Genomic DNA, 15,952 nt, shown 5'->3' with positions numbered 1-15,952 from the left:
CTGCGCGGAACACGGAAACGTGAAAGCGGAAGCTCCTACAGGGAAGAATATTTTGATTTTTGCTCAGTAATATGTGGTTATTTAACAGAGTATTAAAAATACCCCACCCTAGCCCTCTCCTTGCTAAGGTTAAATTCGCATGATGGATGATGATACCATGCTAGAAGGAGCGGTGGAGGCCGTAATCTTTCTTCAAAAGAGGAGCTAAATTTCTTTGCTCTAACTTAGATCGATTGTCCAAGGTTTTTCAGATCATGGAAAATCATAAAGAGAAATCCAAATGAACTACGACATCAAAAACAAAACCATTTTGGTTACGGGCGCAAATCGCGGCATCGGCAAGGCGATAGTTGAGTCGTTTATTGAACACGGAGCCACCAAAGTCTATGCGGCTGTTCGTAAGCTCAACAGTGTCTCCTCATTGGTTGAACAATACGGCGATCGGATAGTACCAATTCAGATTGATTTAGGTGATCCTCAATCTATTGTTGCTGCCGCTCAAACTGCCAAAGATGTGCAAATAGTTATCAATAATGCAGGAGTCTTTCAAGGTGGAACTCTCTTAGCTGAGGATGCGATCGCCGCTCTCGAATTTCAGATAAAGATCAATGTATATGGATTGATCTACATGGCTCAGGCGTTTGCCCCGGTACTCAAAGCCAATGGAGGTGGCGTCTTTGTCCAAATCAATTCTGTTGCTTCGCTCAAAGGTTTCCGCGACTCTGCCACTTACTGTGCCTCAAAAGCTGCGGCCTATTCAATCACGCAGGTATTACGAGAACTATTGAGTGAGCAGGACACGTTTGTGCTAAGTGTTCACCCTGGCCCGATTACCACGGATATGAGCGATGCGGCAGGACTGAGTGAGATTGCACAGCCACCTGCACTGGTGGCAGAGGGGATAATAAAAGCTCTCAAAGCTGGGGATTTTCACGTCTTTCCTGACTCGAGGGCTAAACAAATGGGCGATGCTTATAAAAGCTTTGCCCAAAATGTCGTTGAGGTGTCATCAAGTTAACTATATTGCAGGGTAATGCTCTAGACAAGGGGATCTGGTATTAAACAGCAAGCCCAAACTCTTCTCGATTGATGAACAAGCCAATCACAGTATCATGCATCAAATCCAGCTTGGAAAAACAGATTGTCTTGCAAGCCTTGCGCTTAATTCGTAGTTCTCAAATATGTCAAATGGGTTCTATATGCTTTTCTTCTACTTGTGACGCATAATTCTCCAGTTCCCCTTTTCCGATGTTGGGAGAAGGGGTTAGGCGATGAGGGCAACTCTAGAACACTTTTTCTTAACTAACTTTTACCTTAAGTTGACACCAATACACAGCTGTGCGTTCCTACTTAAAATCCAATTTCAATGGTTAAGCTGCGAATTTTTCCTGTATCTGCGTCAGCCTTATCTGCAACTTGAAGAGTCCAGGTTCCTTCAGGACTTTTACCTTTAAAGGCAGCAAGTTTAAGGGTATTTGTCTCGTCATAAATTGTTTTAATATTATTTGTAGCTCCACCCTGGCGATCGTGCAGAATTACAGGAAATACGCTTGTTTGCACGGGGGGAAAGAGAGTAACTACAAGGTCACCAATAAAAGTATGCTCGATGTCTACATTAACTTTAATGGATTTTATCAGGCTAGTACTAGCGATCGCCAACGATAATGTTGATTGTTGTAAGTCGTTAATTGGGACATCTTGCACTGCCTGGAATCTGCTGATGGGTAATCTTTCAGGTGGCTTGGCCAATTCTACAGCTTTTAGAGCATTCATTCGACCGTAACCGTAGAAGGGACTACGACCATTAGCATCATATTTACCTCCAGCTTGATCGATGCGATCGCAAGAGCGTTTAATAATATCTCGCACTTCGTCCCAACGCAGATTTTGGTTTCTAGCAATAATTAGGGCTGCAACACCAGCCGCACCTGGACAAGCACTGGAAGTTCCGCCGAATTGGTTCGTGTAGTTGCCTGGAACGTCACCCAGATTCCGATTACCCGAATTATAGCCAACTACACCAGAGCGATCGGTTGTCCAAATTCCAGTGGTTTGAGAACTATCGCCATTGTTGCTAGGGAAGGTACACCAGACCGCCTGACCAAAGTCACTGTAAGCGCTTCTGTTGCCGTAGTCGTTACAAGCTGCCACAGCAATCACCTTTTGGTAGCTGGCGTAGCCATCATTATCCACGCTTTCGTTACCATTGCCAGCCGCGAATAAAATTACACAGCCCTTACCGTTGCGTCCCTTATTAATTGCAAACTCCATAGCAAGGCGTGTGGAATCAGGCAGAGGTACTTTCTGCTTGTGTACAGGATCGTTTGGCTCATACCAAACACCGTCTGCGGGCCCCCAGCTACAAGAAATTACATCAGCACCATTTTGAGCCGCCCAAACAAAAGCATCTGCTTCATCCTGCGACCCCAGCGCCGAAGCTAAACGAATCGGCATCAGCTTTGCACCCGGTGCCACACCAGATGCACCAAAGTTGCCGTTTGCACAAGCTACTCCTGCACAGCCTGTCCCGTGGTTATCGTCGTTTCCCGGTCTGGGATTGTCAGTTTTACGTGTGACATCACGCGGGGCAACAATTTTTCCAGAGGACCGGAACTCTTCATGATCGAGATCCACACCGTCGTCAATAATTGCAATAATCGTCCCAGTGCCATCGCTCAACTTCCAAGCTGCCTCAACGCTGACATGGGCGTTAATTACCTTACCATTAATTGTTGTTTGCTTTAAGTGCCACTGCTGCGAGAAAACCTGACGTTGGCGTAACTCCCGCACTAATTCAGGATGGCACAGATCAACTGATTCTTCATTCAAAAGTCTCTCGGCGATGTTAAAGATGGCTATACCAGTATTTGCAGATGCACTAACAAAGTAAGCATTTGGTGCATATTCCAGTTGGCGTTTAATTGTTAAGTCGTAACGTCTTAAGACTTCTTGGCAAACCGTTAACTCTTCTTCACTATGGAATTTAAGGAAGAGGTTTTCGGTGTAAATTATAGGTTGTTGGGATACTGGATCGACAAGAACACGTCCGGCAAATTGGACTTCAGGCTCTTGGTTGAGAATATCACGGGCGCGATCGCGCAAAGCCACACCTTCAGTCGGAACTTTCGCTCGCAAAATTTCTACACCTGCTTGCCGAAACCGCGTTGCTAACTCGAATTCATTAAGGATGTTGCGAGCTGTAGGTGATACTGGTGCGACTTCAAAGGGTCTTGCACCAATAAGAGCGCTGCGGCTTTCGGTACGCACTACAACGTGTTCGTCACTGATAGCAAGTTCATATTGTTGGCCATTCTGCCCACCATAACGAACTTGAACCATAATTTTATCTCCCGGGATATTTGGAATATTACTATCTTAAAAATTGGGCATTGGAATGGGCAAAACCGCATCATGCGTTGTGTTCTTGCAACGTGCGCTTGGTATTTACGTTTAGTTTATGGATGCTTCTGATTTCATGTGTTATATGTGTATTACGGTTTAAAAAGATACAAATTAAACAGAATTTAATCTATCTAAGTTCATACAAGCTTTTGATTCGTCTTTCCAGAAAAGAGGGATTCGAGGTCAGGCTGTTTTACGAATCTTCAATATGAATAAAGGCGTATAGCTTGCATTCCGATGGAAGATTTGTATTGCATACCATTAAAAAACGCTATAACATCATTAGAACTTGAAAAAATGTTTTATTTCCCGGCAGAGTATTTTCTACAGGTGTACTCTTTACCCCTGATTCCTGAAGTGAGATTTCAAAAAGATTACTTTTCTGAGTATCCTGAACAAATTCGCGTTGGCAACGATGCCTACGCCGGGCTACGCCTACGCACTGCTGTATCTTACACTCGTAAGCCTGGATATTATGCAATACATTACAATCAACCCAAAACCCTGGTAAAAGGAGCAATTTTACAACTTAACGATGGTAAAATAGCAGTTTTTCCAGGCGAACCCAATTACTCAGAACAGGGAACACTAAGTCCAATTTACACATTACAACCAAATGGTTCTTTAGCAGTACCAACCGGGCTTATTTTCATCCGCTTTGCTGAAAGCGTTGATGTGAAGTCGCAACGCGAGGTAATTAATCGAGCCGGTTACGAAATAGTAGAAAGCCTTCCCTATGCACCTCACAGCGCTTGGTTACGTGCCCAATCAGGTAATATTGCAGATGCGATCGCCGGGATTTCTCAGTTAGAAGCGATACCTAAAGTTGAGAATATCGAACCTCAGATGCTTATGGAAAGAGGTTTTAGGCTAGGGCATTGATCGTAAATTTAAGGCAAGACCTCAACCAACCATTACATATAGCATCAGTTACGCTGCCGATTCTTGCTACAGTTGGGGTTTAAATTCCCCGAAGTTGCCACAACGCGGGGAACCCGCGCAAGGCACTTCTCTTCGTCTGAAATGTCTTTAATTTTGAATTGTTAACCTTTTGCATTTCCCAGTAATGAAAGGCGATCGCACTAGTCACAATTGCGAGAAACTGAAGGCAGATTAATTAGGAGAGGAGAACCTAATGAGTTGGACTAAAGTTCTTGCAGTCGAAGCACTTTCCCCAGGTACGCGGCAAGTGGTGAAAGTTGGTAACCGGAAAATTCTGGTTTTGAACCACGAAAATCAACTTTATGCAGTAGATAACAACTGTCCCCACTTAAAATTACCGTTGAAAAGTGGGAAAATCACTGAAGATGGAGCAATAGTTTGTACCTTCCATCGCAGTGCTTTTGACCTGCAAACTGGTGAGGTACAAGGCTGGTGTTCCTGGCCACCTGGTGTAGGTAAAGTACTCTCGATGGTTTCGCCACAAAAAGCATTGCCAGTATTTCCTATTCGTGTGGAAGAAGGTAGCATCTGGGTTGATGTTCAAGAGGAATAGCGCCCTCCCCCTGAATTTCTTGCAATATACTAGTACAGCGCGGCATCAATCAAACTACCATTTGAAAAAGCAAAAATTTTGATATACAAAACTTTTGACTTTTGACTTTTGACTTTTGCCTTGCGGAACTAGCCTATCTATTTTTTAGCAGTTAAGCGACAAAAACCCCAGCCGATAAGTTTAGCTGGGGTTTTTCTCAAAATGCAGCTATTTCAGAGATATAGGAACTATTGAATCAGAGAGAACATTTTCTCAAGTAGCTTAAACGTTTTGTTGTGATGTAATGTTGGGTTGTGTATTACCATTCCCAGCTTTTATAGAAGCTGTAGTACTTTGAGAGTTGCCTAAATTCACTCTGAATACCTTGTTTTGCTCTTGCTCCAGTTTAGGTAAAGTCAGAATTAAAATCCCATCTTTCATGTCTGCCTTAACTTGTTGATTCTGAACTTTGCTTGGTAGAGAAACTACTCTAGTAAAGTTGCCATACCGAAATTCAGAATGAACTTTGGCGTTAGATTCGGAATGTTTTTCGTAACGATGCTCACCAGCAATCGAAACTGCATCTTGAGTAACTTGAATGTGGGGTTGGCTTGCTGGAGTTCGCAAAAGTACACGCTATGAGCGCCTTTACTCTCAATCTGTCGGCTTAGGAATCACCGAAACGGTTCGTGAACACGCAAAACGCATCTGTGACCTCCAGAAAGAGGAACACGTCATCGAGGCAGAATTACGAGAATTGCTTGCTGATTCTCGCTTTGACCATTACCGCACAGTTTTTAAAAAGTTTGGTTTTGGCGATCGCCTTTCGTCGGTAATCATCTCCCAAATTTACCCTATTGAGGGATTCTTGGATGCTTCGGGTAAACCTCTTGTGAAAATACTAACCGGGCGAAACTCTAAAAAGCCTACTAAACGTCACCTTTCACTCAGAAGGTTTCAGAAAGCAATAGGAGCCGCCCCCAATCTAGAATCATCTGGCGATCGCAAAAAAATTTTGGTAGTTGGCGGCTCGGATTTGTGCCGCAAGTCTTTGTGGCAGTGGGTGTTTACTCGTATTGAGCCAAAGCGATCGCGCCTCAAAAATGAAATTGGTAAAATTTTGGGCGAACAGTTGGATACTGAAAAAGCAGCTGGTCGCCCGGTGAAGCTGGTTAGGAATCGCGTTGCGGCCAAAGGAGCGCGGTTGCTATTTAGAGAATTGGTAAAGGTTTTGACTAATGACTAATACCTATTTAGACATCCAGCGACTAGCAGCCCTAGTCCGTAACAAACGCGGTACTAGAGGACTGCGCGAAATATCCGTAGAAATTGGCAATGTATCGCCATCTACCTTATCAAGGGTAGAAAATGGCAAAATGCCGGACATGGAGACATTTATTGCTCTGTGCAACTGGCTACAAGTACGACCAAGTGATTTATTCTTCACTGATCAGGACCGGCAACTAAATATTGATGAAGAGATTATAATTTTGCTTTTGAGCGACAAACGTCTTGAGCCGGATACAGCTTCTGCACTGGCTCAAATTATCAAAGCAACCTACCGTTATTTATTAGAGTGAATGTGTACGACTGTTCAAGCAGATCCAGGCGATCGTCACTTACCATCGAGGCGGTAAAATTCTAGTTTTAGACCAAGTGAAGTTAGATGCGATCGCCCAAGGTGAATATGATGTTTAGAAATCGCACGAGCGAGTTATGCAATTGCTTTCTGTACTCGCTGTGAAACGCGAAGAGCGGCTTTAATTAAATCGGCTGCTTTTTCGCCGATCATAATGGCGGGCGCGTTCGTATGTCCCGTGTTGAGAGTTGGCATAATCGATGCATCGACGACACGCAATCCCTCAACTCCACGTACCCGTAGTTCGGGATCTACAACCGCCATTAGGTCAGTCCCCATCTTGCAGGTGCCGATAGGATGAAACACAGTACTGCAAACTTCCCGGACATAAGCTTCGAGTGCTGCATCGCCAGTCACATGAGCACGAGGAGCGACTTCCCTACCGCGAAATTCATCAAAGGCACTGGTTTGGAACAATTGGCGTATTAGTCTAACTCCCTCAACCAGCTTTTGCACATCGGATTGACTTTGCAGATAGTTCAGCCGAATTACTGGTGCATCTTGAGGATTGCGCGATCGCAAACTGACACTACCAATATTCTCAGGATGAACCAAAGCAATTATACCTGTGAAGCCCACACCAGAGTTGGGATAGCCAGGAGGTGCCCACATAATCGGGCCGAAAATTAATTCTAAATCTGGCGCAACCCCCTGATTACTCTGGCTATGCAAAAACAATCCAGCTTCAGCACACCCATTGCTTGTCATTGCCGTGTGTAAATCACCGATTGCCTCGTAGGGCACAGGAACGAGAATATGGTCTTGCAGGTTTTGACCCACACCCGGCAAATCAACAACAACTGGAATATCCATTGCTTGTAATTGTGCTTTATCTCCAATGCCGGAAAGCATCAGCAGCTTGGGCGAATCGAACGAACCCGCACTTAAAATCACTTCCTGATTGACTCTGACTTGGTGCAGCATTCCCTCATGCAGGTATTCCACTCCAACCGTACGGGTTCCCTCAAACAACAACCGTGTCACTAACACACCCGTTTGCACCGTTAAGTTCGGACGATGCAGAATCGGCACCAGAAATCCAGCAGCAGCACTGTGCCGTTTACCATCTTTGACCGTTAACTGAATCGGTCCCGCCCCTTCCTGCTGCGTTCCATTGAAATCAGGATTGTAGTCATAGCCCAGTGCGACTGCTGCATCGATAAATCGTTTCGAGATGGGAGCCGGGGAAATGACATCGGTAACGCTCAACTCCCCATCAACTCCGTGATACTCAGAGGCACCGCGTTGCTGGTTTTCAGATTTCTTGAAATAAGGCAATACATCCTGGTATGACCAACCGGGATTTCCCAATTCCTGCCAATGGTCATAATCGTGCCGATTGCCCCGGATGTACACCAGGAAATTAATCGAACTGCTGCCCCCTAAGACTTTGCCACGAGGACAAAAGATTTGGCGATTATTTAGGTACGGTTCTGGTTCAGAGAAATAGCCCCAGTCTACCTCTGTGCCTGGTAGGCGCGTGCATTCCAGTGGGATATGAATCTCTGGCTTTGTATCTGGATTGCCCGCTTCGAGCAACAATACAGTAGTTTGACGGTCTTCTGTCAGACGGTTGGCGACAACGCAGCCTGCCGAACCTGCACCAATCACAATGTAATCATATTGAGTCATGGAAGTTCTCCTTGTTTGTTGTTATTAGGTAAATAAAATTGCCAGCAATACAAAAGTTTTAAAGAAAATTTTTCATAATTTTTGCGATCCTAAAATATTGATGAAAAATTTTCTAACTTTTAAAGCGGTAACAGGTTGAGAGAATTTTGTAGAAACTTCTCCTGTATGTGTTCTCTCCACAAAATAGGCAATTCCCCGATAATTTAATTGATAAGTAACTGGTCGTGTAAAAACTTCCGTAGGCTCTATATTTGGGTCAACACGATAGGTTAGTCCACGATAAGTCAGGTTGTAAGCAGAACCTTGATGACGAACTGGTGCAAATGGTCGTATTGATTTTTTGGCTGCTTCTTCTGAGTTATATTCGTAAGTAAGTCCGCGATAGTAAAGTTTCATTTTTTGCTCCTAATCTATTTATTTTTACAGGTAAGGACATACCGATTTGGTGTTTCCTTAATTGGTGCAGGCTTCATTTTGGGTTTAACTGTGGGATAGCAAGAGACATATACAACAGAATTGTCTGTCCAAGTCAGTAGATAAGATTTGTTGCCAAGCTTAGTCAATCCTGGTGGAATATTTGATGCCGTAGCAAAAGCCTTGAAGTTAACTTGAGATACAGCAATTACTAAAGCAGAAGTGCCGATAAGTAAACTAATACTTGTTATCCAGATTGTTGATAGTTTCATCCGAATTTATCCTTACAAGTTAAATGTTTTGAGTTTCACCCAATTTTCTGTTCATTCTATTGGTGAATTATTTCCTGGCATTTGAGCAGTAAAAACTTTTCACCATAGTTGTTACCCCACTAGATATGTTTGTTCAAGCAAATCTAGGCGATCGCCAATTATTATCGAGGTGGTAAAATTCTGGTGTTAGACCGAGCGAAGTTAGATGCGATCGCTCAGGGTGAATATGATGTCTAGCGATCGCTTCAAAAATCCTATGGGGAGTTTTGCAGGTTTGGTGTACTTGTGAGTGAGATATCTCAATGCAACGATTTTTATGATCGGTAAGTCTCGTTAAGAGTATCTGATATCATGTCCGGCTAAAGACTTATCATTAAAACCGCAGGGGGCAGGGGGCAGGGAGCAGGGGGAAAGAGGCTTTTGAGATTTTTGCACAGATACAGTAATCGTAAGTGATTCACCGGACTTGATATGACAAACCCATTCATCTAAGCTTTAAGATTGCTCCAACGATGCTAACGTCGGTTTTACTCATTGTCTCTATAGTTATCAACCTGTTTTAAAGGCCAGTATCCATCATGGCAAACACAGTAACAATGAGCACTAATACCAGGTTTTTTGCGTTGCTATTTTTGTATTTTTTTTGCGTTGAAGCAATGCTGGTTTTAGTTTTGAATTTTAGAAAACCAGCGTTTTGCCACTAATTAACTTGAGTAATTTTCGCCGAGTAAAGATGCCATTTACGCTGCTCTGGAGTTGAGCCAGGAACATTATTGACTCGTCGCAGCACATAGCTGCCGCGAAATCGCTGCGGAGTTCCATTGGTAGTAACAGTAGTAATAGTAACCGGAATCTGAATATAGATTGAGCCTGCCCCTGGATCTGGTCTACCAGGTTTTCCAACTTCTACAGCAACGGATGTGGTGTTGGCAAAACCCTGCTTGAACTGCTCAAACGACTGCTTGCTAGCAGCGCCATTTCCCTCCCAAGCTGAATAAGCTCGTTTATAGTCAAGACGTGCGATCGCACTATAATAGTCACGAATCACTTGGATTGCTTGCTGCCCTGGCTCGGCACTAGCAGGGCTTTGTGTAGGAGAGGCTGGTGGCGGTGTCGGACTGGACGCGATGAAATTTGCAACCGATGGGGTATTGGCAGGTGGCTGCGATTTAACAGAGTCATTACAGCCTATGAGGGCGATCACAAGCAACATTCCTCCAACGGCTATCCGGTGCTGTTTTAACCAGATATATAAATAAAAGTAAATCATTGACAAAGATACCTCCTTAGAATTCCACATACTAAAAATGTAATCGATACAACCATTGACAATTTTATATGAGTATGCATAAGCTAATCAGCATTTAAGTTGTATAATCGGGGCGGGCAAGATGCCCACCCCACAAGATATTCAGAAAATTTTAATGTGCAAATTAGATGTGTTTTAGCTTATCTGATCTTGACTTTTAGCCCAAAAAGCTAAAAATATTTCTGGCTAAAGGTTTCAGCATCCTTGCAGTTAGTCTGGTTTCGCTCATTGCTGAGGATTGATATTTACAGTTGGCTACACCGACAGCAGTTAGGCGCTGAACCCTCCATCAATCATTAGGTTTGCACCAGTGATGTAAGCTGCCTCAGACCCAGCTAGATAAGCGACCATCCCTGCAACCTCCTCAACAGTGCCGTAGCGGGGCAGTGCTAGCTGCTTTTTGATCATCTCGGCAAACTCGCCCTCTGGCGGATTCATATCGGTAGCGATCGGCCCGGGCTGGACGTTATTGATCGTAATTCCACGCGGGCCAAGGTCACGCGCCAGCCCTTGCACAAGCCCTTGCAAAGCAGATTTACTCATAGCATAAACAGAGGCACCGGCAAATGACACACGTTCGGCGTTGGTGCTGCCAATGTTGATAATGCGTCCGCCTTCTTGCATGTGCTTGACTGCTGCTTGGGTCGCCACAAATACGGCACGCACATTAATAGCAAGGATGCGATCAAAGTCCGCAAGTGTGAAATCATCGATAGGGGACATCACCGCTACACCTGCATTATTGACGAGGATATCAATGCCACCCAATTTCTCTACTGTCTGTTCAACAGCAGCCACCACCTCACTTGCTTCAGCGTTGTTGGCTTGGATGGCCAAAGCCTGAACACCGAGTGCTTGCACCGCCTGCGTGATTTCCTTGGCGCGATCGGGCGAGCTGGTATAGGTGAAAGCGACATCAGCACCTTCAGTTGCCAAACGCTTAACGATCGCAGCCCCGATACCGCGACTTCCTCCGGTGACCAGTGCGCGTTTATTTTTGAGTGTGTAGTTCATGTTCAATACCGTGGATTAGAAATTGGATAATTTGCTGTGCGTCTAATGGGTAAAAGCTGCAAATTCTGCTGCAACAACCTAATCTACTCGTCGTGAAAGTCACAATTAATTAGAATACATTTGTGCATTGCTGTTCCTTTTGTAGTTGACTACTTTAAAAATGCCAACCTGTAAAATGTTACCCAATAGTACCCTCAGAGAAATTATAGGGTGTATCAGGCTATTGGGAGAAGTTGTTAAGTTTGTCACCTTCAAAAATGCAATGGCCACCACTGGATCTCGTCGCGCAGCAATGTGCAACTTACTTATATACCAGTTGAGAAAGCGTACCTTTAAGCTGCGCGTCCCTTCCACCTGGGGAATACGCAGGTCGCCGCCTACAGCGATACTCCAAGCGGTGTCTACTACCTGACTCGCCTCCTTGAAGAAACGCCGAGCTAGATTTTGGCTACCTTTAGCAAGGCAATTTCGCAAAGCCAGCGACTCAAGAGCAGAAACCGTCATGCCTTGACCGTAGACCGGGTTAAAGCTGCAAATGGCATCACCAAAAACCAAGTAATTTTCGGGAAAACGCGCCATTCTTTCATAATGGCGGCGCTGGCTAGTTGGAACCTTGTAAGGCACTATTTCTGAGAGGGGTTCAGCATCCTTGATGATTTCGTAGAACTCCTGAGCAGGCATGGCCTTGGCGAATTCAAGGAAGCCTTTTTCGTCAGTGGGTGCGTGATCGCCCAGATAACCACCAATGCTAACGATCCAGCGATCGCCTTCTTGAGCCAATATGACTCCACTGCGCCAGTTAGGGAGAGAGGGTGTGATGATTGTCGAGAGATCGCCTTGGAGGTCTCCTGGTCGGCGGCGATAGGTGCGCGTAGTATAACTTATATCCATACGTACCTGTTCTTCTTGAGGCTTTTCATAGCCAAGTTTCTCTAGCCAGACCGGACTAATAGACCTCCGTCCCGTCGCATCTACTACCAAATCTGCCTTCAGTGACTCAGTACTTCCATCACCCCGATGGTTAAAGCGTACCCCGGTGATTCGAGTCTGGTCGGGAGTTGTCAGTAACCCCTGTACATCACAATTCTCAATCATCTTTATATTCGGCAGAGATAACAGACGTTTGCGTACTTGAGCTTCAAGTAAAGGACGACTAACCAACAGCAAAATCAGGTCGCTTTGGCTGTTTCGGCATAAATACCCTCCATTACTAAACCAACGCGATTGTTGTAATGGCTGGTTCGGTAGCGCTCCCTGTGCCTCTAATTCTTCTGTGATCCCAGGGAAAAGCTCTTCAAGCACCTCTCTACCCCTCGATAATAGTCCGTGTGCGTGGTGATCTTGGGGTACTCCCTTGCGGTTCTTGCCTGCGTCAGGGAAAATATCGCGCTCCACTACTGTTACTTGCTGGTAATAATCTGCTAATGCCCTTGCTGCCAGCAGTCCACCCATGCTTGCGCCAATCACAATTGCTTGTTGAGCGATTGTTTTCATAATTTGTCCCTCTAGTTCTTCTAGGTCGCAAAGGTGCTAATAATTTATTTGTTTGCAAAACTAAAGTCAGGGGCTTGTACCTTTAATTACGAATTACGTAGCTTGCTTCTTGCCTTCGGCAAGTATTACGAATTAGTAATTATTTTGTCAAACTTCTGCTTCGCTTGATAAAACTTTTGTCACTTCAAAAACTGTATGGGGACTTTTGAAGGTTAGCCGCGCTTCTGGTTTCTGGAGTGCCACCATAGTTTTCACATGTTCGGATTCGTCATCACGGATGTTCACAAACACATCGTATAAATTATCTACCTTGGGACGGCGAAATTCATGACCTGGTGCAGTCTGAACTTCATCAAACATATAGAGGTCGCCATCGCGGTAGAAGTTGATTGCAACCTGGGGCGCTTTTTGAGCTTTCAGTTGGGCTTCATTGGTTTGCAAGTATTCCTCATAGGTGTGGTAGGCATGACCTTCAATCAGTTCCATCAGGTAGTAAGCGTAAGAGGGAAACAACATGTAAATCGGCACAACCACCCAGTAGTAAGCCACAGCAACGTGTTGAGCAATGAAGCGATCAATCCAGAGGCGACCGCCCCCCAGTGATTCCATAATCAACAAATGATGTAATTCGTTCCAAGTTTCAGCAAAGTGAACTTTCAGCAAGTCAGCTTTGCGCCAGTAACCTAACGTCTCGTAAAAATGCAGCACCGATAGATAAGAAAAGTAAGGAACGCGGGCGATGGTTTCCAACATATAAAACCGAGCGTAGGAACGATTTCCGTACACGACATCTACAATGAATACGAAAAAACTGACGATCGCTCTAATCAAAACTTTCATAATGCATTCCTCCAAAATCAGAACAGATTATACCAATTCAAAATTCAAAATTCAAAATTCAAAATTAAGAAAGCCAGATAGAAAAAAGGTTTAGGAGTATATATCTGTCGCATTCTTTTTTTTTATTGGTGTCACTTTATCGGCAAAATTATTGATTGCGAGCAACTTTTGCTAGTCATTGTTGAAGCCATAAGTTCTACTTCCAATATGTAAACGTTTAGGGAAACACAAGTTTGGATGCAGGTGAATGACCCAAGTAAATGTGAGCAGACGATTTCAGCACAATTTCAGAGTAGATAATTTTTTGAATCTCTAAACTAGGGACTCGATTTGCAAGTGTGCGGTAAGCAGTGATTTCTCCTTCAAGGCTAAAGTCAGCATCCGCTACACAGTGGTAATAATCGTGAATTGCCAGGAACGCAAAACCATAAAAAGGATTTGGATAAATCTCGCTATCGTAACTATCAGCCGACACCCAAAGCTGCTGTTGGGCAATATCCGCACACATTTGGGCAGCCCTATGATAGCGCATGTAATTAGAGAACATGGGATTAATTGGAAGTTGTTGGAACTCGCTCATCAGCCAGTCACAGAGTTCTAGTTGAGCTATGTCTGAGATTTCGACAGATTCTCCTTCCAGGTAGAGTTTGGCAAGGGTATCTACTTTAGGTGTCATTGAAATCACCTCTCTTGCAAATTACTGATTTGACGCTTTCGAGATATTACTTCCGCCAGTAGTTATTAGCAGCTGCGATCGTGGCAAACTCTGTTGCAACTGTCTGTCCAACAGCAATCAGCATCATAGCATCATTGCTATATACATCTGGCAGTTGTTTCCGTTTTTCCTCATCCGGTTGAGTAAAGACAGGATATGCAATAGTATCAGGCTTCCTTTGGTTGCCTTCGCCAAAGCAAGCGCTGCATCAAAAACAGCATTGCCATTTGCAAAACGGTCAATTGCAACTAGAATTTTGCTAAACATAGAATCTCCTGAGTTAAACAATTTCTAAATACCAAATGATTGCTGTTTTACAAGGCAAAATCACATCACTTAATTCACCTGCGGTTAGAGAGAGTTCTAGTAAAAGTTCATCTGCTTTAATCATGCAATAGCAGTTCAATCGCTTCTATAAGCTAGCTCATACTTGAAATAGTCTACCGATCGCTCTTCAACAACAAAGACTTTTTTACTAACCAGAATTGCTCGCGTTCTTGTACGTAGACCACTAATTCATTTCAGGTTTTCACTGATGCTATCAAGAGGGTGGGCTGTTTCTCGTAATTCTCGTACTTCTCGTTGTAAAAAGAAGTTGAGGAAGGTACGGATTCCAGTAATCGCTGCAAGTTTTGCCACCGCATCCCACGAGGGGGAAATAGCTGTACCGACAATATCGGCAGCTAATAGAAATTCCAGCGCTAAGGCTAAGACCACTCCCAGTTCTAAACGGATCGTTTCTTGGAGAACCCGATCACGTCTCCAGAAACGCAAGATTTTTCGGAGTGTGAGAATCACAGCCATCGCAACTGTTAAAATTGCAATGCCTTCCAAAAAAACTTTCAAAAACATTGCGAATTCTTGCAATAATCCTTCTGCCAAAAGCGTTAACCCAAAGGTATGTTCTGTACTAGAGGCATCTAAGGTAATGGCTAGCCAATAAACTGACATACCCATCTAGGCTCATTTGTGCAAATGAGGGTGATGCTGGAAATGAGGCAGTTTGACATTTTTGAAAATACTAGGGTAATCAAAAGCGTAACAGAGCTTTCCAGTCAGAACATCCCGTTCGCCTAGTGCGATTAGCCGAAACGCCCCCACGGCGTTGTTTACCGCCGCAGGCATCGCCGCACCCATTGGCGGAGCAATTCCATAAATCCACTGATGATGCCAATTTCCACTTACCAGTGCCGGTGCGAAACTCCGCGCCGGATTGAGACTTGTTCCCGAAATTGGCGCTTCTTGCCATACCATCCCAGCAATTAAGAGCCAGACTACCAAAGGTGTCCAACGCATCAGCCGATGATGACTGACAAAAATAAAAATTGTCAACACTAAGAGAAATGTAATCGTGACTTCTGAGAAAAATACAACCCACAGCGGATAATTCAATCCAGGTAGCGTCATGCCGTTACTAACGCTTCTGGCATAATCTCCCCATAAAGTCACCAGCAGTAACACAGCAGCGATCGCTCCCAGAAACTGTCCAATCACAAAGCCAACAAAATCTCGCAGGTGCATTTTGCCATGTATCCAAAATGCGAGTGAGACAGAAGGATTGATGTGAGAACCACTCAGTTTACCAATGGGAGAAACGGCTACAATCGCTCCACTTCCAGCAAAAATTAGTCCCGTAATCAGTCGCCGAATGCTTGAATCAGGCACAAGCTGTTCTATTGGCAAACCGTGTCCAAGGGACTTCCAACAAATAAAATCCCCAGTGTATAAGAATGATAATCATTATATA

Annotated in this window: 20 protein-coding genes; 5 read left to right on the top strand and 15 right to left on the bottom strand. The window is 44.3% G+C overall.

The features are described 5' to 3' along the window. Positions 1–280 precede the first annotated feature (280 nt). Positions 281–1,018 carry an SDR family oxidoreductase gene (locus ACFE90_RS21390; protein ID WP_375504060.1) on the top strand — a complete coding sequence of 246 codons (738 nt, stop codon included), beginning with the start codon at positions 281–283 and terminating at the stop codon, positions 1,016–1,018. Between the two features lie 40 nt (positions 1,019–1,058). On the opposite strand, the gene ACFE90_RS21385 is transcribed toward ACFE90_RS21390, so the two are convergent. Beyond that, positions 1,059–1,166, bottom strand: coding sequence for a hypothetical protein (locus ACFE90_RS21385; protein ID WP_375504068.1), 108 nt, complete (start codon positions 1,164–1,166; stop codon positions 1,059–1,061). A gap of 184 nt (positions 1,167–1,350) precedes the next feature. After that, the gene (locus ACFE90_RS21380; protein WP_375504058.1) at positions 1,351–3,339 is read right to left on the bottom strand and encodes a S8 family serine peptidase; all 1,989 of its coding nucleotides are present in this window, start codon (positions 3,337–3,339) and stop codon (positions 1,351–1,353) included. A gap of 360 nt (positions 3,340–3,699) precedes the next feature. Here ACFE90_RS21380 and ACFE90_RS21375 point away from each other — a divergent pair, with 360 nt between their 5' ends. Together ACFE90_RS21375 and ACFE90_RS21370 are read left to right on the top strand one after the other, a co-directional pair. Next, positions 3,700–4,284 (top strand): hypothetical protein, encoded by a 585-nt coding sequence (locus ACFE90_RS21375; RefSeq protein ID WP_375504056.1) that lies wholly within the window; start codon positions 3,700–3,702, stop codon positions 4,282–4,284. Between the two features lie 253 nt (positions 4,285–4,537). Further along, positions 4,538–4,897, top strand: coding sequence for a Rieske (2Fe-2S) protein (locus tag ACFE90_RS21370; protein WP_375504054.1), 360 nt, complete (start codon positions 4,538–4,540; stop codon positions 4,895–4,897). Between the two features lie 261 nt (positions 4,898–5,158). On the opposite strand, the gene ACFE90_RS21365 is transcribed toward ACFE90_RS21370, so the two are convergent. Next, on the bottom strand, positions 5,159–5,503 hold the full coding sequence (locus ACFE90_RS21365; protein ID WP_375504052.1) for an Hsp20/alpha crystallin family protein: 345 nt from the start codon (positions 5,501–5,503) through the stop codon (positions 5,159–5,161). On the opposite strand from ACFE90_RS21365, the gene ACFE90_RS21360 reads away from it, so the two are divergent. Continuing rightward, positions 5,475–6,122, top strand: a complete 648-nt coding sequence (locus ACFE90_RS21360; RefSeq protein WP_375504050.1) for a hypothetical protein — start codon at positions 5,475–5,477, stop codon at positions 6,120–6,122. The genes ACFE90_RS21365 and ACFE90_RS21360 overlap by 29 nt on opposite strands. Then, on the top strand, positions 6,115–6,456 hold the full coding sequence (locus ACFE90_RS21355; RefSeq protein ID WP_375504048.1) for a helix-turn-helix domain-containing protein: 342 nt from the start codon (positions 6,115–6,117) through the stop codon (positions 6,454–6,456). Before ACFE90_RS21360 ends, ACFE90_RS21355 begins: the two co-directional genes overlap by 8 nt. Before the next feature lie 134 nt (positions 6,457–6,590). Here the strand turns inward: ACFE90_RS21355 and ACFE90_RS21350 are convergent, their stop codons facing one another. From ACFE90_RS21350 to ACFE90_RS21295, 12 genes are all read right to left on the bottom strand, one after another. Next, positions 6,591–8,147, bottom strand: a complete 1,557-nt coding sequence (locus ACFE90_RS21350; protein WP_375504046.1) for a GMC family oxidoreductase — start codon at positions 8,145–8,147, stop codon at positions 6,591–6,593. A gap of 72 nt (positions 8,148–8,219) precedes the next feature. Then, on the bottom strand, positions 8,220–8,543 hold the full coding sequence (locus ACFE90_RS21345) for a DUF4278 domain-containing protein (RefSeq protein WP_375504044.1): 324 nt from the start codon (positions 8,541–8,543) through the stop codon (positions 8,220–8,222). Positions 8,544–8,557: 14 nt separating this feature from the next. Next, positions 8,558–8,833, bottom strand: coding sequence for a hypothetical protein (locus ACFE90_RS21340; protein WP_375504042.1), 276 nt, complete (start codon positions 8,831–8,833; stop codon positions 8,558–8,560). A 700-nt stretch (positions 8,834–9,533) separates the two neighbouring features. Next, positions 9,534–10,103, bottom strand: a complete 570-nt coding sequence (locus ACFE90_RS21335) for a hypothetical protein (RefSeq protein WP_375504040.1) — start codon at positions 10,101–10,103, stop codon at positions 9,534–9,536. A gap of 309 nt (positions 10,104–10,412) precedes the next feature. Further along, on the bottom strand, positions 10,413–11,156 hold the full coding sequence (locus ACFE90_RS21330; RefSeq protein WP_375504038.1) for a 3-oxoacyl-ACP reductase family protein: 744 nt from the start codon (positions 11,154–11,156) through the stop codon (positions 10,413–10,415). Between the two features lie 105 nt (positions 11,157–11,261). Continuing rightward, the gene (locus tag ACFE90_RS21325) at positions 11,262–12,650 is read right to left on the bottom strand and encodes an FAD-dependent oxidoreductase (protein ID WP_375504036.1); all 1,389 of its coding nucleotides are present in this window, start codon (positions 12,648–12,650) and stop codon (positions 11,262–11,264) included. A gap of 147 nt (positions 12,651–12,797) precedes the next feature. After that, entirely contained in the window at positions 12,798–13,490 is a 693-nt protein-coding gene (locus ACFE90_RS21320; protein ID WP_375504034.1) for an alternative oxidase, read from the bottom strand. 217 nt (positions 13,491–13,707) lie between these two features. Continuing rightward, positions 13,708–14,166 carry a hypothetical protein gene (locus tag ACFE90_RS21315; RefSeq protein ID WP_375504032.1) on the bottom strand — a complete coding sequence of 153 codons (459 nt, stop codon included), beginning with the start codon at positions 14,164–14,166 and terminating at the stop codon, positions 13,708–13,710. Between the two features lie 46 nt (positions 14,167–14,212). Next, positions 14,213–14,290: a hexameric tyrosine-coordinated heme protein gene (locus ACFE90_RS21310; protein WP_375504066.1), complete on the bottom strand. Its 78-nt coding sequence runs from the start codon at positions 14,288–14,290 to the stop codon at positions 14,213–14,215. Then, positions 14,290–14,472 (bottom strand): universal stress protein, encoded by a 183-nt coding sequence (locus ACFE90_RS21305; protein WP_375504030.1) that lies wholly within the window; start codon positions 14,470–14,472, stop codon positions 14,290–14,292. Before ACFE90_RS21305 ends, ACFE90_RS21310 begins: the two co-directional genes overlap by 1 nt. Before the next feature lie 249 nt (positions 14,473–14,721). Next, entirely contained in the window at positions 14,722–15,156 is a 435-nt protein-coding gene (locus ACFE90_RS21300; protein ID WP_375504028.1) for a DUF1622 domain-containing protein, read from the bottom strand. A 12-nt stretch (positions 15,157–15,168) separates the two neighbouring features. Next, positions 15,169–15,870, bottom strand: coding sequence for an MIP/aquaporin family protein (locus ACFE90_RS21295; protein ID WP_375504026.1), 702 nt, complete (start codon positions 15,868–15,870; stop codon positions 15,169–15,171). Positions 15,871–15,952: the final 82 nt, after the last annotated feature.

Origin of the sequence: uncultured Nostoc sp., assembly GCF_964245445.1 — a bacterium.
Classification (GTDB): Bacteria; Cyanobacteriota; Cyanobacteriia; order Cyanobacteriales; family Nostocaceae; genus Nostoc.
Note: the sequence above shows the minus strand (reverse complement) of the source record. Positions and strands in the feature narration are given on the sequence as shown.